General features: G+C 70.4%; 22 protein-coding genes, 1 tRNA gene, 1 pseudogene and 1 riboswitch. Of the genes and pseudogenes, 14 read left to right on the forward strand and 10 right to left on the reverse strand.

The genetic code is table 11. The features are described from left to right. Positions 1-21: 21 nt before the first annotated feature. Positions 22-146, reverse strand: a riboswitch (TPP riboswitch). Positions 147-244: 98 nt separating this feature from the next. Next, on the forward strand, positions 245-505 hold the full coding sequence (locus C4K88_RS10990) for a DUF4235 domain-containing protein (protein WP_104121656.1): 261 nt from the start codon (positions 245-247) through the stop codon (positions 503-505). A gap of 52 nt (positions 506-557) precedes the next feature. On the opposite strand, the gene C4K88_RS10995 is transcribed toward C4K88_RS10990, so the two are convergent. Beyond that, positions 558-1,685 (reverse strand): FUSC family protein, encoded by a 1,128-nt coding sequence (locus tag C4K88_RS10995; protein WP_104121657.1) that lies wholly within the window; start codon positions 1,683-1,685, stop codon positions 558-560. Between the two features lie 67 nt (positions 1,686-1,752). Between C4K88_RS10995 and C4K88_RS11000 the strand changes: the two genes are divergently transcribed. The 5 genes and pseudogenes from C4K88_RS11000 to C4K88_RS11020 all read left to right on the forward strand — a co-directional run bounded on the left by C4K88_RS11000 (position 1,753) and on the right by C4K88_RS11020 (position 7,058). After that, positions 1,753-2,400 carry a 4a-hydroxytetrahydrobiopterin dehydratase gene (locus tag C4K88_RS11000; protein WP_104121658.1) on the forward strand — a complete coding sequence of 216 codons (648 nt, stop codon included), beginning with the start codon at positions 1,753-1,755 and terminating at the stop codon, positions 2,398-2,400. Positions 2,401-2,419: 19 nt separating this feature from the next. Further along, the gene (locus C4K88_RS11005) at positions 2,420-3,988 is read left to right on the forward strand and encodes an FAD-dependent monooxygenase (protein WP_104121659.1); all 1,569 of its coding nucleotides are present in this window, start codon (positions 2,420-2,422) and stop codon (positions 3,986-3,988) included. 64 nt (positions 3,989-4,052) lie between these two features. After that, positions 4,053-5,285, forward strand: a complete 1,233-nt coding sequence (locus tag C4K88_RS11010; protein ID WP_104121660.1) for a glycosyltransferase 87 family protein — start codon at positions 4,053-4,055, stop codon at positions 5,283-5,285. A gap of 102 nt (positions 5,286-5,387) precedes the next feature. After that, positions 5,388-5,788, forward strand: a pseudogene (locus C4K88_RS11015) (LexA family protein). Next, positions 5,781-7,058, forward strand: coding sequence for a Y-family DNA polymerase (locus C4K88_RS11020; RefSeq protein WP_241521840.1), 1,278 nt, complete (start codon positions 5,781-5,783; stop codon positions 7,056-7,058). Before C4K88_RS11015 ends, C4K88_RS11020 begins: the two are co-directional and overlap by 8 nt. Before the next feature lie 33 nt (positions 7,059-7,091). On the opposite strand, the gene C4K88_RS11025 is transcribed toward C4K88_RS11020, so the two are convergent. From C4K88_RS11025 to C4K88_RS11055, 7 genes are all read right to left on the reverse strand, one after another. Continuing rightward, the gene (locus C4K88_RS11025) at positions 7,092-7,478 is read right to left on the reverse strand and encodes a response regulator transcription factor (RefSeq protein WP_167399023.1); all 387 of its coding nucleotides are present in this window, start codon (positions 7,476-7,478) and stop codon (positions 7,092-7,094) included. A gap of 142 nt (positions 7,479-7,620) precedes the next feature. Then, a complete protein-coding gene (gene mnhG / locus C4K88_RS11030; RefSeq protein WP_104121662.1) occupies positions 7,621-8,025 on the reverse strand; it encodes a monovalent cation/H(+) antiporter subunit G in 405 nt (134 codons plus the stop codon). 4 nt (positions 8,026-8,029) lie between these two features. Further along, positions 8,030-8,287, reverse strand: coding sequence for an MrpF/PhaF family protein (locus C4K88_RS11035; protein WP_104121663.1), 258 nt, complete (start codon positions 8,285-8,287; stop codon positions 8,030-8,032). Then, on the reverse strand, positions 8,284-8,832 hold the full coding sequence (locus C4K88_RS11040) for a Na+/H+ antiporter subunit E (RefSeq protein WP_104121664.1): 549 nt from the start codon (positions 8,830-8,832) through the stop codon (positions 8,284-8,286). The genes C4K88_RS11035 and C4K88_RS11040 overlap by 4 nt, the downstream gene beginning before the upstream one ends. Then, on the reverse strand, positions 8,829-10,439 hold the full coding sequence (locus C4K88_RS11045; protein ID WP_104121665.1) for a Na+/H+ antiporter subunit D: 1,611 nt from the start codon (positions 10,437-10,439) through the stop codon (positions 8,829-8,831). The genes C4K88_RS11040 and C4K88_RS11045 overlap by 4 nt, the downstream gene beginning before the upstream one ends. Next, positions 10,436-10,975, reverse strand: a complete 540-nt coding sequence (locus C4K88_RS11050) for a Na(+)/H(+) antiporter subunit C (RefSeq protein ID WP_104121666.1) — start codon at positions 10,973-10,975, stop codon at positions 10,436-10,438. Before C4K88_RS11050 ends, C4K88_RS11045 begins: the two co-directional genes overlap by 4 nt. Continuing rightward, entirely contained in the window at positions 10,972-13,968 is a 2,997-nt protein-coding gene (locus C4K88_RS11055) for a Na+/H+ antiporter subunit A (RefSeq protein ID WP_104121667.1), read from the reverse strand. Before C4K88_RS11055 ends, C4K88_RS11050 begins: the two co-directional genes overlap by 4 nt. 155 nt (positions 13,969-14,123) lie before the next feature. Between C4K88_RS11055 and C4K88_RS11060 the strand changes: the two genes are divergently transcribed. Beyond that, a complete protein-coding gene (locus C4K88_RS11060; RefSeq protein ID WP_104121668.1) occupies positions 14,124-15,509 on the forward strand; it encodes an MFS transporter in 1,386 nt (461 codons plus the stop codon). A 23-nt stretch (positions 15,510-15,532) separates the two neighbouring features. On the opposite strand, the gene dcd is transcribed toward C4K88_RS11060, so the two are convergent. Further along, positions 15,533-16,108: a dCTP deaminase gene (dcd, locus tag C4K88_RS11065; RefSeq protein ID WP_043441600.1), complete on the reverse strand. Its 576-nt coding sequence runs from the start codon at positions 16,106-16,108 to the stop codon at positions 15,533-15,535. Between the two features lie 43 nt (positions 16,109-16,151). Beyond that, on the reverse strand, positions 16,152-17,006 hold the full coding sequence (gene kynA / locus C4K88_RS11070; RefSeq protein ID WP_104121669.1) for a tryptophan 2,3-dioxygenase: 855 nt from the start codon (positions 17,004-17,006) through the stop codon (positions 16,152-16,154). A gap of 80 nt (positions 17,007-17,086) precedes the next feature. On the opposite strand from kynA, the gene C4K88_RS11075 reads away from it, so the two are divergent. From C4K88_RS11075 to C4K88_RS11105, 7 genes are all read left to right on the forward strand, one after another. Then, on the forward strand, positions 17,087-18,148 hold the full coding sequence (locus C4K88_RS11075) for a M4 family metallopeptidase (RefSeq protein WP_104121670.1): 1,062 nt from the start codon (positions 17,087-17,089) through the stop codon (positions 18,146-18,148). Then, a complete protein-coding gene (locus C4K88_RS11080) occupies positions 18,145-18,501 on the forward strand; it encodes a protealysin inhibitor emfourin (RefSeq protein WP_104121671.1) in 357 nt (118 codons plus the stop codon). Before C4K88_RS11075 ends, C4K88_RS11080 begins: the two co-directional genes overlap by 4 nt. Positions 18,502-18,526: 25 nt before the next feature. Next, positions 18,527-18,597, forward strand: a tRNA-Gly gene (locus C4K88_RS11085). Positions 18,598-18,696: 99 nt separating this feature from the next. Then, on the forward strand, positions 18,697-19,128 hold the full coding sequence (gene panD, locus C4K88_RS11090) for an aspartate 1-decarboxylase (protein WP_174705230.1): 432 nt from the start codon (positions 18,697-18,699) through the stop codon (positions 19,126-19,128). A 199-nt stretch (positions 19,129-19,327) separates the two neighbouring features. Further along, positions 19,328-20,647, forward strand: coding sequence for an extracellular solute-binding protein (locus C4K88_RS11095; protein WP_193900726.1), 1,320 nt, complete (start codon positions 19,328-19,330; stop codon positions 20,645-20,647). 56 nt (positions 20,648-20,703) lie between these two features. Continuing rightward, positions 20,704-21,657, forward strand: a complete 954-nt coding sequence (locus C4K88_RS11100; protein WP_438502350.1) for a carbohydrate ABC transporter permease — start codon at positions 20,704-20,706, stop codon at positions 21,655-21,657. Next, entirely contained in the window at positions 21,657-22,505 is an 849-nt protein-coding gene (locus C4K88_RS11105) for a carbohydrate ABC transporter permease (protein ID WP_104121672.1), read from the forward strand. Before C4K88_RS11100 ends, C4K88_RS11105 begins: the two co-directional genes overlap by 1 nt. Positions 22,506-22,514: the final 9 nt, after the last annotated feature.

The raw sequence follows: 22,514 nt of genomic DNA on the forward strand, positions 1-22,514 counted from the left end.
AGGGGAGGGTGCACGGGTGCGCACCCCGAGAACTCGACTCCCTTCGCCGGTACTAGCCGGATCAGGTTCGAGGGTCTGCGGCAGTCCGCACTCTCAGCGCTCGCTCCGGCAGCATGCTGCGGATCGGCGCTCCCCTGTCGTGTATTGGTGAAGCGCTCCCGATCCTACACCTGCCCTCGGCCTGCGGTGGGGCGGGCAGCCCGGCTAGGCTAGGCGCAGGATCACTGGATTAGAAGGAGAAACCATGAACGTCGTGTTCAAGCTGTTGGGTGTGGGGATGGCTGCAGGTGCCGGCTTCGTCGGGACGAAGCTCGTCGACTTCCTGTGGGAGAAGATCACCGGCGAGGCGCCGCCCAAGAGCAAGGACGGGCTGGAGAACACACTGCGCTCCGCGCTCGTGTTCGCCATCATCTCGGGTGCGGTCAGCACCACCATCCAGGTCCTGACCAACCGGTCGACGCAGAAGGCGATCGCCCGCTACTCGAAGAGCCGCGACCTCACCTGAGGCCGGCCGGATCGGACGAGGGGCGCCCCGCGGGGCGCCCCTGTCCCGTGGGTCAGGACTCCTCCTCGACGTCCAGCTCGGGTTTGACGGCCTGCACGATCCGGTGCAGGTTCATGCCGATCGCCGCCGCCGAACCGAAGGGCACCGTGACGGACGTCGACTCGTAGGCCGCCGTCTCGAGCACCTTCAGGGCCCGTTCGGCGTCGCGCACCATCTCGGTGCTGTCCTCCTCGACCGTCCAGAGGTCCAGGACGTTCCCCACGGCGGTGAACGCCTCCTGCAGGGGCGGGCGGACCGCCTCGGGCAGGGGGTGCTCGGTCGCCGTCCCGTGGAGCCCGTCCTGCAGCATGTTGGTGATGTTCAGGGTGTGCGAGGCCACGATCTCCAGGACCTCGACGTGCCGGTAGTCGCGGCGGATGTCCCGCGGGTGGAAGCGCCGCCGGACGTTGCCCTTCCGGCTCTCGGCCGCGTACTGGAGGGCGCTCCGGGCGTTCCGGACCGACGCCGTCAGGGCGTCGCGGCGCTCGGTCCAGCGCGGGTCGTCCTCCGCCCAGTCCTCCTCGAGCGCCTCGCCCATCTCCTGGAGCTGGCGCGCCGCCGTCCGCCGGAGGCCGCTCATCCGGCCCACCGCGTCGTTGAGGTGGAGCGGGGGCAGGATCAGCGCGCTGACCGCGAGTCCCACGCCGACGCCCACGACGGTCTGGACCAGGTAGCCCAGCGAGTAGCCCAGGTTCTCGTTCCCGATGACGAGCACGAACAGGCCGGCCGACGCGATGCCCGAGCCGCCGCCGGCCGTCCGCTTGAGCACGCCGCCGAGGAGCACGCCGACCCCGACGACGAACGCGATGGTCACCCAGTCCGGGTCCCCCGCCCACACCGCGATGTAGGCCAGGAGGATGCCGATGGTGAGCCCGACGACGGTCTGGAGGCCGAGCTTGATGGTGCCCGCCACCGTCGGGTAGATGGCCAGCAGCGCGCCCAGCGGGGCGTAGTACGGGTACTCGGACGGCGTCCCGGGGATGGCGAGGGCGATCGTCCAGGCGAGCGCCGCGGCCAGGGCGGCCTTGGCCGCCAGGAGGAGTTGCGGGTTGATCACCGCGGCCCGCAACCGGTCCCTGAGATCGCCGTCGAAGCGGGCGGCGAGGACGCCGAAGCCCGGGTGGATCTTCAGTGTGGGCATCCCCGCAGTATGGCAGCCGAACCTTGGAGTCCTTCTCCCGGGGGCCGTCTCCTTGCATACTGGCGGCATGACCCTTCTCACCACGCAGCAGATCCTCGACGCCGGCCTGGCTGACTGGCGCAAACTGGCCCGGGCGCTGCACGCCCGCTTCCTGACGGGCGACTTCGCCACGGGGCTCGCCCTCGTGACGGCGATCGGCGAGCTCGCGGAGCAGGCCGGCCACCACCCCGACGTCGTGTTGACGTACCCGCACGTCGACGTCACGCTCCTCAGCCATGATGCCTCAGGCGTGACGGAGCGTGACATCGACCTCGCGCGCCGGATCAGCGCGGTCGCGGGCGAGCGGGGCATCGCGGCGGATCCCGCGGCGCCCGCCGTCGTGGAGCTCGCCCTCGACACGGCCGACGTCGCCGCCCTCGGCCCGTTCTGGGCCGCCCTCCTCACGGGCGACGCGACGGCGGTGGACGGCGACGACGTCGCGGACCCGGGAGGGCGCGTCCCCCTCCTGTGGTTCCAGCACACCGACGCGCACGAGACCCCGCGGCAGCGCTTCCATCTCGACCTGTGGGTGCCGCACGACGCCGCGGAGGCGCGGATCGCCGCCGCCGTGGCCGCGGGCGGCACGGTGGTCGACGACACCCAGGCGCCGTCGTTCACCGTCCTCGCGGACGCCGAGGGGAACCGCGCCTGCGTCTGCACGATCCTGGAGCGCTGAACGGACTGCGGGGAGGACCATGACGCACGAGAGCGCAGCACAGGAGGACATCGAGGTCCTCGTGGTGGGTGCGGGCCCCACGGGCCTGATGCTGGCGAACTGGCTGACGAGGCTCGGGGTCCACACCATCGTGGTGGACGGCAGGGACGGCCCCACCCTCGAGTCCCGGGCGCTCGGCGTGCAGTCGCGGTCACTGGAGATCTACGACCAGCTCGGCGTCGTCGACCGTGTCCTGGCCGAGGCCGAGCACGCGGATTCCGTGCGGCAGGGATTCGGCCGGAAGGCGTTCGCTCCCGTCCGCCTGGCCGGGCTCGGACGGGGCCTGACCCCCTATCCCGGCATCTTCGTACTGGAGCAGAGCGCCAACGAGAGGATCCTCGCCGGGCACCTCGCCGAGCTCGGTGGTGGCGTCCGCTGGCGGCACCGCCTGAGCGGCCTGGAACAGGACGACGACGGCGTCGTGGCCCGGGTGGAGGGGCCCGACGGGCAGGAGATCATCAGGGCCCGTTTCGCCGTCGGGTGCGACGGCGCCTCCTCGACGGTGCGGTCCCTGTGCGGCATCCCGTTCGAGGGCACGACGAACCGGCAGACCTTCTTCCTCGTCGACGCGGTGGGCGTGCGCGGGCTGGCACCCGCCACGGTGAACGTCCGGCAGGGCACCGCCGAGTTCCTCCTCGCGTTCCCCATGAAGCCCGACGGCGCGGCGCGGCAGAGGCAGCGGCTCATCGGGATCGCCGACGACGGAGCCACCGCGGTGACGGAGGGCTACGCGCAGCAGCGCCTCGCGGAGGTCTTCGGCGTCACGTACGAACACTCCCACTGGTTCTCCACGTACCGCGTGCACCACCGGGTCGCCGCACGGTTCCGTGACCGGTCGGTCCTCCTCGCGGGCGACGCCGCGCACGTCCACTCACCGGTGGGCGCGCAGGGCATGAACACCGGCCTCCAGGACGCCCACAATCTCGCGTTCAAGCTCGCCGACGTCCTCGCCGGACGGGTGCCCGACACCCACCTGGACCGCTATGAGGCGGAACGCCGCCCCGTGGCCCTGCGTCTGATCCGGTCCACCGACCGCGTGTTCCGCGCGGTCACGTCGCGCTCGCGGGCCGCGACCCTCGTGCGCCGGTATGCGCCCAGGGTCGTGCTGCCGGTCGGGATCGCGCTCGTGTCCCACCTGCCGATCGGGCGGAGGGCGGCCGGCTACCTCGGTCAGCTCCGGATCCACTACTGGATGGACGGTCCCCCGTCGGGACGGCGCGGTCGCCGTGACGCCGTGGTCGGCCGCCGGCTGGCGTGGACCGGGGAGAACTTCGACGCGCTGCGCTCCGCGTCCTGGCAGCTGCACCTGTACGCCCCCGACGCCGCGACGGCGCGCAGCGCCGAGGCCGCCGCCGTCGGGCTCGGGCTTCCGCTGCGCACCTTCGCCTCCACCGGCTCCACACCCCTGCGCCCCGGCACCCTCTACCTCGTGCGGCCGGACGGCTTCGTGGCCGCCGCGTCACCGCCGTCCGACGCGGTGGCGGCCTTCCGGGCCGCGCAGCACCCCGCGTCCGCCGGGCATCGCGGCGGGACGGAGGGACGACCGTGACCGGTGCCGGGCGGTGCGGCGGCGCTCGTCGGGCGGCCCGGTGACGGGCAGAGGGAAGCCCCTCATGACCGCGCGCCCGGGACCGACCGGACGGCTGGCCCGGACGTCCTCGGTGTTCGTGGCGTTCGCGGCCGTCCATGCGTTCTCCCTCGCCCTGCTGCTGCCCCGCATCATGGCCGGGGAGACCTATGGCGACGTCGGCCTGTACCGCCACTGGGCGTTCCACGGTTTCAGCAGGGGCATCTGGCTGGGGGTCGACGACACCTGGGTGTACCCGGCCGGTGCGATGCTCCCGATGATCGTGGCCGGCCTCTTCGGGCGGCCGGCCTACCTGCTCGCGTGGTTCCTGCTGTGCGTGGTGCTCGATCTCGCGGCCGTCCTGGCCCTGCTGAACAGCAGCGCCGTGCGCTACGGGTGGCAGGCGGCCTGTCTCTGGCTGTCCTTCACCGCGATCCTCGCGCCGGTCGCCTTCTCCCGGGTGGACGGGATCACGGGCCCTCTCGTCGTCGTCGGACTCGTCGTCGCTGCCGCGTCCCCGATGCTCGCGTCCTCCGTCCTGTCGCTCGCGACCTGGATCAAGGTCTGGCCGGCGGCCGCCGTGCTGGCGTTGCTCATCGCGGCCAGGGCACGGGTGCGGGTTGTCCTGGCGGGCCTCCTGGTGTCCGGGGTGATCGTCGGCGTCGCAGCAGCCAGGGGCGGGCTCGCGAACGTCCTCGGCTTCCTGTCGGCGCAGGACCGCCGTGGGATGCAACTCGAGGCACCGCTCGCGACGCCCGGCCTGTGGCAGGCCGTTCTCGGGGGCGCGACCACCGTCGAGTTCGACGCCGAGCTCCACACCATGGAACTCCGCGGCTCCTTCACGGCCCCCCTGGCCGCGGCGATGAACACGCTCCTGTGCGTCGCCGTGGCGTTGATCGCCCTGCTCATGGTGGCTGCGCTGCGGAACGATGCCGACCGCACCCAGCTCCTCGTCACCGGGACCCTGGCTCTCGTCGGGGCGCTGATCGTCTTCAACAAGGTGGGCTCTCCCCAGTTCATGATCTGGCTGGGCGCCGTGATCCCGGTGGGCGCCGCCCTGAACGGACGCCGGTGGATCGTGCCGAGCGCCCTGATGGTCGTGATCGCCGTCCTCACCACGCTCGTCTACCCGATTCTCTACACCCAGCTGCACGAAGCGCTGCACCCCGGCGTCGCACTCCTGCTCACGGTCCGCAATCTGCTCGTCGTCGTCGTGTTCGCATGGGCCGTGCGGCACCTCCACATGCTCCGGAGCAGCGGCGTCGGTGGCAGCGTCTAGGCTTCGAAGGCCGGCACGATCACGACCGGCCGATGACGCGCGGGCCGATGCCGGGCGGGGCCGGGAAGGAGCAGACCGATGGATGCTTCCGGTGCACCCGGGATGGCGCTGGGCCGACCGGTCGGGGCCGCCGAGGACGGCTCGCTGATGCCATCGGGGTACGCCTCGCCCGCCCAGGACTGGTTCGAGGACCGGATCGACCTCAACCGCCACCTCATCCGGGACATCACGAGCACGTACATCGTCCGCGTCTCCGGGCACGCCATGGACGGCGCCGGCATCTCCGACGGCGACGAGCTGATCGTCGACCGCGCCCTGCGCCCGCGGGACGGCTCGGTCGTCATCGCCGTGCTCGACGGCGAACTCGTTCTCCGGAGGATCCGCATCGCGTCCTCCGGGGTGGCGCTCGTCGCTGCGAGCGCGGACCACCCGCCCATCCCCGTCCCCGATCCGGGTCCCTGGTGATCTGGGGCGTCGCCACCCGGTGCCTGCACCGTGTCTGAGCACGGCAGCAGCATCGCGCTCGTGGACGTCAACAATTTCTACGTGTCCGCGGAGCGTGCCTTCGACCCGTCGCTCGAGGACCGGCCCCTCGTGGTGCTCTCGAACAACGACGGCTGCGTCATCACGCGGAGCCCGGAGGCGAAGGCCCTCGGGATCACGATGGGCACGCCCTGGTTCAGGATCGCCGGCCAGGCGTCCGGCTGGGGGCTGCAGGTGCGCTCGAGCAACTACGAGCTCTACGGCGACCTGAGCGCCCGCGTCATGGAGCTGCTCGGCCGGCACACCGGGAACCTCGAGATCTACAGCATCGACGAGGCCTTCCTGACCCTCTCCGGACCCCTGGACGCCCAGCGGCGCACCGGCACCGAGATCCGGGCCACCGTCCGCCGCAATGTCGGGCTGCCCGTCTGCGTGGGGATCGCGCCGACCAAGACCCTCGCGAAGCTCGCCAACCGCTGGGCCAAGGGGAATCCCGAGTTCGACGGCGTGTGCCACTGGGGCCTCGTCCCCGAGGCGAACCGGCGGTCCCTGCTCCGGCGGCTCGCGGCCTCGGACGTCTGGGGCGTCGGGACGAAGAACGCCCAGCGGCTGGCCGCGATGGGGATCGACTCCGCCTGGGACCTCGCTGCCGCGGATCCCGTGGCCATCCGCAAGCGCTTCTCGGTGGTGCTGATGCGCACGGTCCTGGAGCTGCAGGGCACGCCCTGCATCGCGGGACGCGAATCCACCGGCAACGAGCAGGTCCTCTACTCCCGGTCCTTCGGGACGCCGGTGGCCACCCGGGCGGCGATGCACCAGGCCCTCAGCGTCTACGCGCAGGGCGCCGCGTCCCGCCTCGCCCGGAAGCACCTGCAGGGGCGGGTCCTCACGGCCTTCGCCGCCACCTCGCCGTTCAGCGCAGGACGCACGAGCTCACCCACGATCTGCGTCCCCTTGCCCGCGCACACGGCGGACCCCCTCGAACTCTTGCGTGCCGCGGACACCCTCCTCCCCCTCATCGAGGAGGGCGTGCCCTACATCCGCGCGGGCGTCATCGTCACCGATCTCCGGCCCGCCGGCACCCAGGACACCCTGCTGCCCGCCGACGGCCCGGCATTCAAGGACACCGGGCCCCTCCTGCAGGACGTGGGGCGGCGCTTCGGTCGCTCGGCCATCGGCCTCGGGCACGCCGGGCTGAGGTCGGGATCCGACTGGACCATGAAACGGGACATGCTCTCACCCCACTACACGACGAAGTGGTCGGAACTGCCGGTGGTCAAGGCCCGGTAGTCGTCCGAGCCGGGCCGCGTGCCAGGTGTACTGCTATGCGGCGTCGAGGACGTCCCCGGGGAGGACGGCGTCGAGATAGGCGCGGAGCGCGCGGGGGCTGAAGGGCTTCGCCATGAACTGGTCGGAGCCTGCCGCGAGGCACTGCTCCGCGGTGAGGTCCGGCGGCCGCGCGGAGATCGTGAGGAGGTGCGCGTCCGAATGGGCACGCAGCCTCGGGCAGAGCTCGAGGCCGTCCATGTCCGGCAGGTTGAGGTCCAGGGTGATGAGCTCGGGGCGGACGGCGTCGACGAGGCGCTCCCCCTCCGCCCCGGTGCCGGCCTCGTGCACGGCGAACCCGCGCCCGGACAGCACGATGGCGAGCAACCGGCGGATGTCGGCGTCGTCCTCGATGACCACCGCGCTGCGCTGCAGTGTCTCCATTGCCGACCTCCCTCCGTCCCGGTGCACCACGATCATCAGTCACCTTACCGTTTCCGGTGGCGGTCCGGTGGGAGGGTGCTCTCCGCTCGGTGGTTGACAGGCCGGGCCGGTCCCGTCCCTGGGCGGAACGCGGCGGTGCCGGTCAGGTCGGGCCGTCGCCCGCCTCCGGGCGTGTCTCCCCGGCCCGGTCGGCACGTCCGGGGTCCGTCGCCGCGGCCCGCGCCACGACGTCGTCGAGCTCGTCGAGGGTGAGCAGGTCCCGACGGAGGTGTCGTGTGCGGTAGCCGGCCCTGCCCACCATGTGCGCCGACACGGGGCTGGTGAGCAGCTGGAAGATCCAGCAGAGCACCAGCAGCGGGACGAGCGCCCAGCTCCCGGTCTCCACGGCGAGCGCGAGCAGGAACAGCAGCAGCCCGAGGACCTGCGGCTTGGTCGCGGCGTGCATCCGGGAGAGCAGATCCGGGAAGCGCACCAGGCCGATGCCCGCGGCGAGGGACATGAGCGCACCACCGATGAGGAGGATCGAGACGATCACGTCGTTGATCATCGCGCTACTTCCTGTCCGTGACGAAGCGCGCGACGGTGACGGACCCGATGAAGCCGATGAGCGAGATCGCGACGAGCAGCACGAGGTTGTCGAGGTGGCGTCCCAGCACCATGTTGAGGACCAGTCCCGCGCCGATGACGGCGAGGACGACGTCGAGTGCCAGGACGCGGTCGAGGATCGAGGGCCCGCGGACGGCGCGGTAGAGCGCCAGCAGGACGGCGACGGAAAGTATTCCTCCTGTGACATATACGACGGCGATCATCGGCGGGCCTCCCGGGTCTGCAGAGTACGGAGGTCCGCCCGGCTGCCCATGATCCGGATCAGCCAGACCTCCGTGGCGCGGACGTCCCGCCGGATGGCCTCGGCGTCCTCCTCGGAGTCGATGTGGAGGCAGTGGAGGTACAGGGTCGAGGTGGAGCGGTCCACCTCCAGGACGAGGGATCCCGGGATCAGCGAGATGGCGTGGCCCGTGGCCGTGACGAGGAAGTCGGAGGAGCTGCGGAGCGGTACGGCCACCACGGCGCTCCGGAGGGACGGACCCTTCGACAGGGCGAGCCAGAACACCTCGGCACTGGCGATCACCAGCTGGTAGAGGAACCGACCCACGAAGGGGATCACCCACAGCACGTTGAACCGGCCGGTCAGCTCGAGGGGCGGCAGGTAGAAGAAGTTCACGACGGCGTAGGCGATGACTGCCCCGAACACGAGGGTGCCGGGGCTGAAGTCCTGCCACAGGGCACCCCAGACGAGGACGAGCCAGATGACGAGCGGCAGCTCGGTGACGAGGGGGATGTGCTGGCGGCTCATGCGCCGGCCCCCGGCCCGAGGACGGCCTCGATGTAGGGGGTGCGGTCGAGCATCTCCTGCGCGGCGTCGTCGCTCAGCGCGAACAGCGGCCCGGCGAGGAGCGTGAGGGCGAGTCCGAGGCCGACGAGGCCGATCGTCGGGCCCGTCATGGTGCGCGGCAGGAGCGTCACGGGGTCCTTGCCGGCGAAGCGCCCGGAGTCCTCGCCCGTGACGTGCCGGGAGGTGCCCACGCTGGAGCCGTCGGCCTTGCTCGCGAGGAGGATGGGGTCCGGGTCCTCGGCGTCGGCGGGGCTGCGCCAGAAGGCGCGGTTCCAGACCCGGGCCATGACCAGGAGCGTCAGCAGGCTCGTCAGCACTCCCCCGGCGACCAGCACGAACGCGAGCGGCGTCCCGAGCTCCACGCCCGCCTGGATGAGTCCGAGCTTGCCGAGGAAGCCCGAGAACGGGGGGATCCCGGCGAGGTTCATGGCGGGCACGAAGAACAGGACGCCGAGCAGCGGTGAGAGCTTCGCCAGTCCGCCGAGGCGGTCGACGTTCGCCGTCCCGCCCCGGCGCTCGATCAGCCCCGTGACGAGGAACAGGCTCGTCTGGACGGTGATGTGGTGGGCCACGTAGTAGACCGCGGCGCCGAGCCCGATCCGCGAGGAGATGGCCAGCCCGAAGACCATGTACCCGATGTGGCTGACGAGGGTGAAGGACAGGAGCCGCTTGATGTCGGACTGCGCGAGCGCCCCGAGGATGCCCACCACCATGGTGAGCAGGGCGACGACCATGAGGAGGGAGTTGATGCGGTCGCCGGGGAAGAGCAGTGTCTCGACCCGGACCATCGCATAGACGCCCACCTTGGTCAGCAGGCCGGCGAACACCGCGGTCACCGGGGCGGGCGCGGTGGGGTACGAGTCCGGGAGCCAGAAGGAGAGGGGGAAGACCGCGGCCTTGATCCCGAAGGCGACGAGCAGCATGAGGTGGAGCACCAGCTGCGTCGCCGGGTCCAGCGTCTCCAGCTTCACCGCGAGGTCCGCCATGTTCACCGTGCCGGTGGCTCCGTAGATCATCGCGATGCTGATCAGGAACAGCATGGAGGACACCACGCTGACGACGACGTACGTCACCCCGGCGCGGATGCGCGGCGCGGTGCCGCCCAGCGTCATGAGCACGTAGCTCGCGGTCAGCAGGATCTCGAAGCCGACGTACAGGTTGAACAGGTCGCCCGTCAGGAAGGCGTTGGACACCCCGGCCACGAGGATCAGGTAGGTGGGGTGGAAGATCGACACGGGGCCGTCCTCGTCCCCGTCGGCCATGCCCTGGCCGGCGGCGTAGATCAGCACGGCGAGGCTGATGGCGGAGGACACCACGAGCATCAGGGCCGAGAACTGGTCCACCACGAGCACGATCCCGAACGGTGGCTCCCACCCGCCGAGCCTGACGGCGTGGGTCCCGGTGGACGGGGCGGCGAGCAGCATCACCACCTCGATGATCAGGGTCACGCTGAGGGTCGAGATGCTGACGGCCCGCTGCGCCCGCGAATGGCGGATGAGCAGGAACGTGACGGCCGCCCCGAGGAACGGCAGGACGATGGCGAGGGGGGCGAGGTCGGCGGCGATCACAGGGCGTCCCCCTGCCTGCGGGACCCGGCTGCGGCATCGTCGTCGCCTCGGGCGGTCCGCACCTCGCGCGTGGCCGCGCCGTCGTAGGCGGTCGCGCCGGTGCGCTCGGCGGGGGCGTCCTCGTCGAAGAACTCGGAGGTCTCGGCGACGACGTCGGCGTCGTCCTCCCAGTCGTAGCTGTCCTGGTCCGCGACGCGACGGTCCTCGGGATCGTCCTGGACGTCGTCCTCGCGACCGAGGACCCATGAGCGGTAGATGATGCCGAGCATGAAGGCCGTGACCGCGAACGTGATGACGATCGCCGTCAGGATCAGGGCCTGCGGCAGGCTGTCCGCGTAGTCCTCCGCGGGGGTGCCCGGAATGTAGAGCGGTGATCTCCCGCTGCCCCCGCTCATGGCGAGCATCAGGATGTTCGCCCCGTTGCCGAGGAGGATCAGGCCGAGCAGCACGCGGGTCAGGCTCCGTTCGAGCAGCAGGTAGATGCCGGCGGCGAAGAACGCCGCCAAGAGGACGATCAGCGTGAGGTTGACGGTCACGGCTGGACTCCTTCGACGGCGGGCGGGACGAGCGCATCGGACCGGGGGTCCTCCTCCACGGGGCGCTCCCCATCGCTGTGCTCGTCGATCTCCGAGCCCAGGCTGCGCAGCACATCCAGGACGAGGCCGACGACGATGATGTAGACCCCGATGTCGAAGATGGTGGAGGTCACGAACTTCACGTCGCCGAAGACCGGCAGCCAGAACTCGAGGATGTAGCTCTCCAGGACCGAGCCTCCCACGAGCAGGGGGGCGGCCGCGGTGAGGGAGACGATCGCGAGCCCGATGCCGAGCAGCGCACCGGCGCTGACCGGGCTGGCTTCGGCCAGTTCGAACCGGCCGCCCGCCAGGTAGCGGATGGCGAGGGCGAGCCCCGCCATGAGCCCGCCGGCGAAGCCCCCGCCGGGCAGGTTGTGACCGGCGACGAGCAGGTAGAGGGACAGCACGATGATGGTGTGGAAGAGCAGCCGGGTGATGACCTCGAAGATGATCGACCGGCGCTCGGGCGCGAGGGTGCGCCCGGCCACGAGCCAGGGGTCGCGGGGGACGTCGGTGAACCGCGCCGCGAGCTCGCGGGCTGCCCCGGCGCGTCCGCGCGCGCCGAGGGGCTCCTGGCCCCGGTCCACCGAGCCGTCCTCGACGTCGGATGCCCTGCGCCGCGTGTCGCCGCGGCCGCGGACGAAGATGAGGCTCGCGATCCCGGTCGCGGCGATCGCGAGGACCGTGATCTCCCCGAAGGTGTCCCAGGCGCGGATGTCGACGAGGAGGACGTTGACGGCGTTGGCGCCGCCGCCCTCCTCGTAGGCCAGCCCCGGGTAGGCGAGGGAGATGGGCGCGGCAGTGCGCGAGGCCATCGCGGACATCGCGATCACGGCCATGATGCCGCCGAAGGCCAGGCCGAGCCCGGCGCGCAGGGCACGGTGCCGGCTCCCTGCACGGTTCCAGAGCCGGGCCGGCAGGGAGCGCAGCGCGAGCACGAAGGCGACCAGCACGATCGTCTCGACGAGCATCTGGGTGAGGGCGAGATCGGGGGCGCCCTGCAGCGCGAAGATCGCCGCCATCCCGTACCCGGTGATGCCGACCATCAGGACGGCCATGAACCGCTTGGTGGACCGGAGCGCGGCGATGATGCCCACGATGATGACCAGCGCCGCGACGACCTGCGCGGGTGATTCGGCGATGATGACATCCGTGGGCAGGGGCGCGTCGAACAGGACGAGCGCGGCGAGGGGGGTGACGACGGCGGTCGTCAGGATGACGAAGAGGTAGAAGGACAGCGAGCCGCGCTGGGTGCGCCCCGTGACCCACACGGCGACGTCGTCGAGGACGCCGATCAGCCCGCGATAGACCACCTCCGCCTCCCGGACCGCCGGGACGCGCCCCTGGAACCGTTCGAACGGCGCGCGGAGCAGATACAGCGCGGTCCCGACCGCGATCGTGACGATCGAGAGCAGCAGCGGGAGGTTCACGCCGTGCCACAGGGCCAGGTAGGGCGTCTCGCCGTCGGCCGGGAACAGGGTCAGGTAGGGCTGGATCAGGGCGTCCAGCGGGGCGGGCCAGAGCCCGAACACCACGGAGGCGACGGCCAGCACGGCGGGCGCCAGCAGGAAGGACGTGCGGACCGGCGTGAACGGGGTCTGGGGCCGGCCGTGCTTCAGCGCGAAGGCGCCCCACACGAAGCGGGCGCTGTAGGCGAAGGTGAGGATGGACCCGAGGACGATCCCGCCGAGCAGGAGCATGCCGGCGGCTCCGTCCTCCGCGCGGTGGACGAACGCCTCGAGGACCGATTCCTTCGCCACGAAACCCAGCAGCGGCGGCACCCCGGCCATCGACGCGGCGGCGACGAGCGCGACGGCGAACAGGGCGGGCGAGGTGGCGCCCACCCCGGACAGGACCCGCAGGTCCCGGGTGCCGGACTGGTGGTCGATGATGCCGACCACCAGGAAGAGCGTGGCCTTGAAGAACCCGTGTGCGAGCAGCAGCCCGAGGCCGGCGAGGGCACCGTCGCGCCCCCCGAGACCCACCACCATGATCAGGAAGCCGAGCTGGCTCACCGTCCCGTAGGCCAGCACGAGCTTGAGATCGAACTGGCGCAGCGCGCGCCAGCCGCCGAGCAGCATGGTGGCCATCCCGAGGCCGAAGATCACGGGGTACCAGAACGCGGTCTCCGTGAACCCAGGGGCGAACCGCGCCACCAGGAAGACGCCGGCCTTCACCATCGCCGCCGCATGCAGGTAGGCGCTGACGGGCGTGGGCGCGGCCATGGCCCCGGGCAGCCAGAAGTGGAAGGGGACGAGCGCCGACTTCGTGATGGCACCGACCAGCACGAGGCCGATCGCGACGTCGATCAGCAGGCCGCCGGCGGCGAGGGTGCCGGCGTCGGCCAGGATCTCGGAGATGCGGTAGGTCCCGGCCTCCTGCCCCAGGATGACCACGCCCACCAGCATCGCCAAGCCGCCGAACGTCGTCACGATCAGCGCCTGCAGGGCGGAGCGCCGGGCGGAGAGCCGCTGCCGCGAGTACCCGATCAGCAGGTAGGACAGGATGGTGGTCAGTTCCCAGAAGATGAACATCAGGATCAGGTCATCGGCAGTGACCAGCCCGAACATCGCGGCGGCGAAGGCGAGCAGCTGGGCGCCGAACGCGCCGACGTCGGGGTCGTCGTTCTTGAAATAGCGGGCGCAGTAGAAGAGGACGAGGGCGCCGACGCCGAGGATCAGGACGCACAGGACCGCCGCGAGGGCATCGAGCCGGAAGGTCAGCTCGACCTGCAGGCTGGGGATCCAGGGGATGGTCAGCGACGGCGGGGCGTCCGGGCTGCCGTTCGGCGCGGCCTGGTCGGATGCCAGGACCCGCGGGAGCTCGGTCAGGAGCCAGACGAAGCCGGCGGCGGGCGCAGCAGCGAGGACGAAGAAGGCCGATCGGCCGAAGCGGGAGAAGAGCAAGGGCGCCACGAGTGCCAGCGCGAACATCGCGATGAGCACGGGGAGCATGAAGTCTCGATCTTCCGCTGGGGGGGACGGTCGGGCTCCTCCCAGTCTACCGTCGCGGATGCTTCAACCTTTCACTGTTACCCGGGGCCCGCCTTCTGCCGCCGCGTCCGTGCGGCGCGGAGTGACAGGGATCATACGGCGCTAGCATTCACGCTATGAGTACCCACGAGCCGCTTCCCTCCCCGGCGGAAGCGCCGGCTCCCGCCCGCGCCGGCTCCGGCCGCATCTTCAGCCGGCCCGTGATGGCGTGGGCGTCGTGGGACTGGGGGTCTGCCGCCTTCAACGCCGTGATGACCACCTTCGTGTTCACGGTGTACCTCACGTCGGACGCGTTCGGCGGCGAGGCGCGCGCGTCCCAGGTCCTCGGCTGGGGCCTCGCGGCGGCGGGACTGCTCATCGCACTGCTCGCCCCCGTCATCGGGCAGCGGTCGGACTCCGGGGGCCGCCGGAAGCTGTGGCTCGGGGTGAACAGCGCGATCGTCGCCGTCCTGACAGCCCTGTGCTTCTTCGTCTTCCCCAGCCCGGAGATGCTGATCCTCGGTGTCGCCCTCATCGCGGCGGCGAACATCTTCTTCGAGTTCGCGGGCGTCAACTACAACGCCATGCTGACCCAGGTCTCCACACCGGCGACGATCGGGCGCGTCAGCGGGTTCGGCTGGGCCATGGGCTACGTCGGCGGGATCGTCGCCCTCGTGGTGGTCCTCGTGGTCTTCATCGAGCCGATCGTCCCCTGGCCGGGGGGCTCCAGCGAGAACGGACTGAACATCCGCCTCGTCGCCGTCTTCTCCGCCCTGTGGTTCGCGGCGTTCGCCCTGCCCGTGATGTTCACCGTGCCCGAGGTCCCCCGGAAGGCCGCGGCGGCCCGGGTGGCCTTCTTCGCCTCCTACGGCCTGCTCGTGCGCCGCGTGAAGGCGATCTACCGCCAGAGCCCGCACACCATCTACTTCCTGCTCGCCAGCGCCGTCTTCCGGGACGGGCTCGCGGCGGTGTTCACGTTCGGCGGCATCCTCGCGGCGGGGACCTTCGGGTTCTCGACGAGCATGGTGATCGTCTTCGCCATCGCCGCGAACGTCATCGCCGCGATCGGGGCGGTTCTCGGCGGGTTCCTCGACGACCGCATCGGGCCCAAGCGGGTCATCATCGGCGCTCTGGTCGGGCTGCTCGTAGCCGGGACGGCGATCCTCGTCCTGGGCACCGGATCGTATTCCTTCTTCGGCATAAACTGGACCGCGGATACGACGTTCTGGGTGTTCGGCCTGCTGCTGACGCTCTTCGTCGGCCCGGCGCAATCATCCTCCCGCGGCTACCTCGCCCGCCTCGCACCCGTGGGCGACGAGGGGGAACTGTTCGGCCTCTACGCGACGACGGGGCGGGCCGTCAGCTTCCTGGCGCCGGCGCTGTTCGCCCTGTGCATCGGACTCTTCGGCTCACAGCTCTACGGCGTGATCGGCATCCTCGTGGTCCTCCTCGCTGGGCTGCTGCTCCTGCTCCCGGTCAGGCCGCCGGCGCAGGTGACGCGCGCCGTCGTGCCGGAGGCCTGAGCACGGAGGCCTGATACCGCCGGTCAGATGCTGGTGCGGTGGAAGTTCAGGTGGCTGCGCGACGCCGTCGGGCCTCGCTGTCCCTGGTAGCGGTTGCCGTACTCGCCCGAGCCGTAGGGGTGCTCGGCCGGGGACGTGAGCCGGAAGAAGCACAGCTGGCCGATCTTCGAGCCCGGCCACAGCTTGATCGGCAGCGTGGCCATGTTGGACAGCTCGAGGGTCACGTGACCGGAGAAGCCGGGGTCGATGAACCCGGCGGTGGAGTGGGTGAGCAGCCCCAGCCGGCCGAGCGAGGACTTGCCCTCGAGGCGCGCGGCGATGTCGTCGGGCAGCGTGACCGTCTCGTAGGTGGAGCCGAGGACGAACTCGCCGGGGTGCAGGATGAACGGCTCGTCCGGCGCCACCTCGACCAGGCGCGTGAGCTCCGGCTGGTCCTCGGCGGGGTCGATGTGCGCGTACTTGTGGTTGTCGAAGAGCCGGAAGTACCGGTCGATACGGACGTCCACGCTGGAGGGCTGCACCATGGCCGGATCGAGCGGTTCGAGGACGATCCGCTGGGCTGCCAGTTCTGCTCGGATGTCGCGGTCGGAGATCAGCACCGTCCAAAGTTACCAGTCCGGCGCGCCGTGTTCCCGCGGCGGATCAGCGTCCGATCTCCGTGCGGACGGCGAACAGTTCGGGGAAGAACGTGAGCTCCAGGGCCCGCTGCAGGAAGCCGACGCCGGAGGAGCCGCCCGTCCCCGTCTTGAACCCGATGGTCCGCGCGACGGTCTTGAGGTGCCGGAAGCGCCACAGCTGGAAGTTGTCCTCGAGGTCCACGAGCTCCTCGCAGGCCTCGTAGACATCCCAGTGGCCCGCGGCATCCTCGTAGACCTCCTTGTAGACCGCGACGAGCGCGGGCGTGAACACGTGCGCGACGCTGACGTCGCGCTCGAGCAGCTCCGCCGGGATCGCATAACCCCGCCGGGCGAGGAGTCCGATGAACTCGTCATATACGCTGCTGGTCCCCAGCAGTTCCGAGAGCAGGGCGTGCGCTGCCGGGTCGGCGTCGAACACCTCGAGCATGGCGGCGTTCTTGTTGCCGAGCAGGAACTCGACGGCACGGTACTGGTACGACTGGAAGCCGCTCGAGGACCCCAGGTCGCCGCGGAACTCCGCGTACTCGGACGGCGTGAGGGTCGCCAGGACGGACCACTGCTCGGTCAGCGACCGCTGGATGTGCTTGATGCGGGCAATACCCTTCATCGCGGCCCGCAGGTCGTCGGCCCGAAGGTGCACGCGGACGGCGCGGAGTTCGTGGAGCACGAGCTTCAGCCACAGCTCGGAGGTCTGGTGCTGGATGATGAACAGCATCTCGTCGTGGTGCTCCGGCGAGCTCACGGGATGCTGCGCGGCGAGCAGCCGGTCCAGCTCCAGGTAGGACCCGTAGCTCATCCTGTCCGAGAAGTCCCGCTCGATGCCCTGCTCCAGGCCACGGGTGTTCCGCTCCACGCTCATGCGGCCCACCCTACGTGCCGCGGGGCGCGGCCGGAATGTCGGCTCGCGGGTCTACCTTGGGACCAGCCGAAGGAGGCCCCATGTCGCACACCCTGCCGCGTACCCCCTGCAGCATCGTCCCGCCGCACCTGCTGATGCGCCTCGCCGCCCGGCAGGACGCACGGTTCGCCGTCGCGGCCGACGCCGCACGACGCGCCCTGCGGGAACTGGATCCGCTGCGGCAGGCACGCGAGGAGTCGCTCCGGGCGCCGGTGCGGCGCCCGTCCGCCGTCGTCGGGACGCTGACGCGGCGCATCCATGATGCCGGCGGCCGGGAGGTCCTCCCCGGCGCCCTGGTGCGGGGCGAGGGCGGTGCAGCGACGGGCGACCCGTCCGCCGACGAGGCCTACGACGGCCTCGGGTCCACCTACCGGCTGTTCAGCGAGGAGTACGGGCGCTCGTCGATCGACGGCGCCGGCATGGACCTCGCTGCGACGGTGCATTACGGGACCGCCTACGACAACGCCTTCTGGGACGGCGAGCGGATGGTCTTCGGCGACGGCGACGGCGAGATCTTCGGCCGCTTCACGGCGTCCCTCACGGTCATCGGCCACGAACTCACGCACGGGGTCACCCAGTACTCCACGAACCTCGAGTACCAGGGCCAGTCGGGTGCGCTGAACGAATCGCTCTCGGACGTCTTCGGGGTCCTCGTGGAACAGCGCGCCCTCGGCCAGGACGCCGCCGCGGCCTCCTGGCTCGTGGGCGCCGGCCTGTTCACCGCGGCGGTGCAGGGCGTCGCCCTCCGCTCGCTCGCAGCACCGGGCACGGCGTACGACGACGACGTGCTCGGCAGGGACCCCCAGCCCGCGACCATGGCGGACTACGTCGAGACGGCGTCGGACAACGGCGGGGTGCACATCAACTCCGGGATCCCCAATCATGCCTTCTACCTCGCCGCGACGGCCCTGGGTGGCCGGGCCTGGGAGGGCGCCGGGCGGATCTGGTACGACGCCGTCCTCGGCGGCAGCATCCCTACCGACTGCGACTTCCCGACGTTCGCGGCCGCGACGACAGCCGCGGCCGGGGCGCGGTTCGGGGCCACCGGCCGCGAGGCGGGCGCGGTCGCCGACGCCTGGTCCGCGGTGGGCGTCCTGCCGTGAGGATCGAGATCACCCGCTCGGGCGGCGTCGGCGGGATGACGCGGACGTGGAGCCTGGAGGTCAGCCGGGCGGAGGCCGAGGAGCGCTGGCTTCCGCTCGCGGAGGCCGAAGCGGGCCCCGGGAAGGGAATGCAGGACGCCGGCCCGCCGGACCCCGCGCGGGACCGCTTCACCTACCGCATCACCGTCGGCTACACCGAGGTTTCCGTGCCCGAGAGCCGGCTCGGGGAGCCGTGGCGGGAACTGATCGAGCGGGCGCGCGAGGCCGGCCGGGCCCGGCCGGCACCGGGTCCCGGCGAAGGTTCCGGCCCCACCACCGCGGCCGGGGACGGCACGCCGGAGGAACTGTTGTAAGGTGATGGAGCAGTTCAACTGCAGTGCGGGCGTAGCTCAATGGTAGAGCGCTAGCTTCCCAAGCTCGATACGCGGGTTCGATTCCCGTCGCCCGCTCTCTTTCCCCTCGGCCGGGCCTCGATGGTCCGCCGAATGTGCCCGAGGACACCCGGCGGCCTGCCCGCGGTGGACCTGATCGGCAGTATCCTTGAGGCGATGATCCGCACAATGTTCGCCTCGAAGATCCACCGCGCCACGGTCACCCACGCCGATCTGCACTACGTCGGCTCGGTTACCGTCGACCTCGACCTGCTCGACGCCGCCGACATCCTGCCCGGCGAGCTCGTCTCGATCGTCGACGTCACGAACGGCGCCCGGCTCGAGACCTACACCATCGCGGGCGTCCGGGGATCCGGGGTCATCGGCATCAACGGCGCCGCGGCGCACCTCGTGCAGCCCGGCGATCTCGTCATCCTGATCGCCTACGCACAGATGACCACCGAGGAAGCCCGCGCGTTCACCCCCACCGTGGTCCACGTGGACGCCGACAACCGGATCGTCGAGCGGGGCACCGATCCGGCCGAGGCCGTCACCGAGGGCCTCGAGCGGCCGCCGTTCGCCCTGGACAGCACCACCGTCCCAGCCTGACCCGGCCCGGGACGCGGCAGTCGTCCTACCACGTCCGGCCGCGCCCGCGCAGCCTCCGGTTCCGGTCGTGTAACACCGAACAGGTTGCCTAGCGCATCCCGCTCCCAAGGCATAGGGTCGGAAAGCAAGCTTGCTTAGGCTGTCGATTCGCTCGAACCGTCAGCCGGGCTGTCTACGAGGATGTGGAGGCTCGGTACGAATGCCGATCAGTCGAAGAACGCGCAATGCCGTGAAGAGCCGCCCGAAGGCCGCCGTCATGGCGGGTCTGGTGATCGGCACGATGGCCATGAGCGGGTGCGGTCCCGCGGAGGCCGACAACAGCCTGACCTGGTACATCAACCCCGACGCCGGGGGCCAGGCGGAGATCGCCCAGAAATGCAGCGACGAGTCCGGGGGCCGCTACCGCATCGAGACCTCGCTCCTCCCGAACGATGCCGCGTCGCAGCGTGAACAGCTCGCCCGCCGCCTCGCGGCGGGGGACACGTCGCTGGACATCATGAGCCTCGATCCACCGTTCGTTCCCGAACTGGCCGAGCCGGGATTCCTCGCGCCGGTGCCGGACGACGTCGCCCAGGCCACCACCGAGAACGTCGTCGAGGGGGCCATCGCCGGGGCGACCTGGAAGGACGAGCTCGTCACGGTGCCCTTCTGGGCCAACACCCAGATCCTGTGGTACCGGAAATCAGTGGCCGAGGCCGCGGGCCTCGATATGAGCGGACCCGTCACCTGGGAGCAGATCATGGAGGCCGCCCGGGCCGAGGACAAGACCCTCGGGGTGCAGGGCGCGCAGGCCGAATCCATGACGGTCTGGGTGAACGCACTCATCGAATCCGCGGGCGGATCCATCATCGTCGACCCGGAGGCCACGGCCCAAACGGTCGAACTGGGGCTGGACACCGAAGCCGGCGTCGCTGCGGCCGACGTGATCTCGACGATCGGCAAGGACGGCCTGGGCGGCCCCGGTCTCCCGACGCAGGACGAGAATGCCTCGCTCATCGGCTTCCAGGGCGACTCGGGCTCCTTCATGGTGAACTGGCCGTTCGTGTTCCCCGCAACGGCGGGTGCCGTCGAGGCCGGCACCCTGGACCAGGCGGTTCTCGACGACATCGGCTGGGGGATCTACCCGAGGATGTCGGAGGACCAGGAGTCCGCACCGCCGCTCGGGGGCATCAACCTCGGCGTCGGCGCCGAGAGCGACAATCCGGAGCTGGCGTACGAGGCGATCGAGTGCATCGTGTCGGTGGAGAACCAGGCCGAGTACTTCGTGACCAACGGCAACCCGCCGGCCAACACCGAAGCCTATGAGGACCCGCGGATCGAGGAGTCCTTCCCGATGGCCGACACCATCCGGGACTCGCTCCAGCTGGCAGCACCCCGCCCGCAGACCCCGTTCTACAACGAGGTCTCCACCGGCATCCAGCAGCGCTGGGCGCCCCCCGCAGACGTCGATCCCGACACCACTCCGGAGACGTCGAGCGACTTCATCACATCGGTCCTCAGAGGGGAGCAACTCCTGTGACCTCCGCCATCCCAGCGAAGACAACGACGGCGTCACCCACCGAGCCCGGCCCGAAGCTGGACGCAGGCAAGGGCAACGGCAACGGCCGGGGCAGGAAGCCGCGCATCCAGTACAGCGACCGGGCCCGCGCGGAACGGCGGCTCGGCTGGATCCTTGCCGGGCCGGCATTCGTCGTCATGCTCGCAGTCACGCTGTACCCGATCCTCCAAGCGGTCTACGACTCCCTCTTCCAGTTCCGCCTCACGGCTCCGGACGAGCGGGCGTTCATCGGCTTCGAGAACTACGCCGTGATCCTCACGGACCCGGTCTGGTGGATCGCACTCCGGACCACCGTGTTCATCACCGTGGTCACCGTGGTCGTCGAACTCGTGCTCGGCTTCGCCCTCGCACTCGTCATGCACAAGGCCCTGAAGTCCATTCGTGGACCGCTGCGAACGGCGATCCTCGTGCCGTACGGCATCATCACCGTGGTCTCGGCGTTCGCCTGGTTCTACGCGTTCGACATCAACTCCGGCTATGTGAACAACTGGTTCAGCTGGGTGCCCGGTATCGACGAGAATCTCAACTGGTTCGCCCAGGGCGGCACGGCCCTGTTCGTCATCATGGCCTCAGAGATCTGGAAGACCACGCCGTTCATCTCGCTGCTGCTCCTCGCCGGTCTCGCCCAGGTTCCGGACGAGCTCACCGAGGCGGCGAAGGTCGACGGCGCCACCTGGTGGGAGCAGATGCGCAAGGTCATCATCCCCAACATGAAGGCCGCGATCATGGTCGCGGTCCTCTTCCGGGCACTGGATGCCTTCCGCATCTTCGACAACGTGTTCATCATGACCAACGGCGCCTACGGCACGGAAGTCCTCTCGCTGCTCGCCTACCGGCAATCGATCAGCAGGCTCGAGATCGGGCTCGGCTCCGCCGTCTCCGTCCTCCTGTTCCTCTGCGTCCTGTTGATCTGCTTCGTGGCGATCAAGCTGTTCAAGGTCGATCTCGCCGGATCCACGGGAGGAAAATAATGACGAACAACACCACCAGGCACAAGGTCCTGTGGGCGATCATCACGGTCCTCGTGATGATCTACGCACTGTTCCCCGTCGCCTCGATCCTTGCTACGTCCTTCAAGACACCGAGTGATCTCACGAGCGGCAAGTTCCTCCCCTCGTCGGGCACGGCGACGACGAGCAACTACGAGCAGATCCTGGTCGGCGACGCCCAGGGCCTGTTCCTCTCGGCGCTGCGCAACTCCGTCGGCATCGCCCTGATCGCGACGTTCGTCGCCGTCGTCCTGGCGACGCTCTGCGCCTACGCGATCGCCCGCCTGGACTTCCCCGGCAAGAAGGTGATCCTGACCACCGCACTGGCCGTTTCGATCTTCCCCGTGATCTCCATCGTGACCCCGCTGTTCAACCTGTGGCGCACCATCGGCCTCTACGACACCTGGCTCGGCCTGATCATCCCGTACCTCTCGCTCACCCTCCCCATCTCCATCTGGACGCTCGCCGCGTTCTTCCGGCAGATCCCGTGGGAGCTGGAGCAGGCGGCCCAGGTGGACGGGGCGACCACCTGGCAGGCCTTCCGCAAGGCGATCATCCCCCTGGCCGCACCGGGGGTCTTCACGACGGCGATCATCGCCTTCTTCATCGCCTGGAACGACTTCGTGTACGGCATCTCGCTGACCTCCACCGAAGCGGCCCGCCCCGTCCCGGCGGCGCTCGCCTTCTTCACCGGAGCCTCGCAGTTCGAGTCACCAACGGGCGCCATCTCGGCGGCCGCGATCATCGTCACGATCCCGGTCGTCCTGCTGGTCCTGCTCTTCCAACGCCAGATCGTCTCAGGCCTGACCTCGGGCGCCGTCAAGGGCTAACGCCCCCGG

The sequence above is a fragment of the Arthrobacter pityocampae genome, from assembly GCF_002927275.1.
Taxonomy (GTDB): Bacteria; Actinomycetota; Actinomycetes; order Actinomycetales; family Micrococcaceae; genus Arthrobacter_D; species Arthrobacter_D pityocampae.

Coding starts and splice junctions, on each gene's coding strand:
- C4K88_RS10990 (WP_104121656.1), top strand. CDS start 245: ATGAACGTCGTGTTCAAGCTGTTGGGTGTGGGGATGGCTGCAGGTGCC.
- C4K88_RS10995 (WP_104121657.1), bottom strand. CDS start 1,685: ATGCCCACACTGAAGATCCACCCGGGCTTCGGCGTCCTCGCCGCCCGC.
- C4K88_RS11000 (WP_104121658.1), top strand. CDS start 1,753: ATGACCCTTCTCACCACGCAGCAGATCCTCGACGCCGGCCTGGCTGAC.
- C4K88_RS11005 (WP_104121659.1), top strand. CDS start 2,420: ATGACGCACGAGAGCGCAGCACAGGAGGACATCGAGGTCCTCGTGGTG.
- C4K88_RS11010 (WP_104121660.1), top strand. CDS start 4,053: ATGACCGCGCGCCCGGGACCGACCGGACGGCTGGCCCGGACGTCCTCG.
- C4K88_RS11025 (WP_167399023.1), bottom strand. CDS start 7,478: ATGGAGACACTGCAGCGCAGCGCGGTGGTCATCGAGGACGACGCCGAC.
- mnhG (WP_104121662.1), bottom strand. CDS start 8,025: ATGATCAACGACGTGATCGTCTCGATCCTCCTCATCGGTGGTGCGCTC.
- C4K88_RS11035 (WP_104121663.1), bottom strand. CDS start 8,287: ATGATCGCCGTCGTATATGTCACAGGAGGAATACTTTCCGTCGCCGTC.
- C4K88_RS11040 (WP_104121664.1), bottom strand. CDS start 8,832: ATGAGCCGCCAGCACATCCCCCTCGTCACCGAGCTGCCGCTCGTCATC.
- C4K88_RS11055 (WP_104121667.1), bottom strand. CDS start 13,968: ATGCTCCCCGTGCTCATCGCGATGTTCGCGCTGGCACTCGTGGCGCCC.
- C4K88_RS11060 (WP_104121668.1), top strand. CDS start 14,124: ATGAGTACCCACGAGCCGCTTCCCTCCCCGGCGGAAGCGCCGGCTCCC.
- kynA (WP_104121669.1), bottom strand. CDS start 17,006: ATGAGCGTGGAGCGGAACACCCGTGGCCTGGAGCAGGGCATCGAGCGG.
- C4K88_RS11075 (WP_104121670.1), top strand. CDS start 17,087: ATGTCGCACACCCTGCCGCGTACCCCCTGCAGCATCGTCCCGCCGCAC.
- panD (WP_174705230.1), top strand. CDS start 18,697: ATGATCCGCACAATGTTCGCCTCGAAGATCCACCGCGCCACGGTCACC.
- C4K88_RS11095 (WP_193900726.1), top strand. CDS start 19,328: ATGCCGATCAGTCGAAGAACGCGCAATGCCGTGAAGAGCCGCCCGAAG.
- C4K88_RS11105 (WP_104121672.1), top strand. CDS start 21,657: ATGACGAACAACACCACCAGGCACAAGGTCCTGTGGGCGATCATCACG.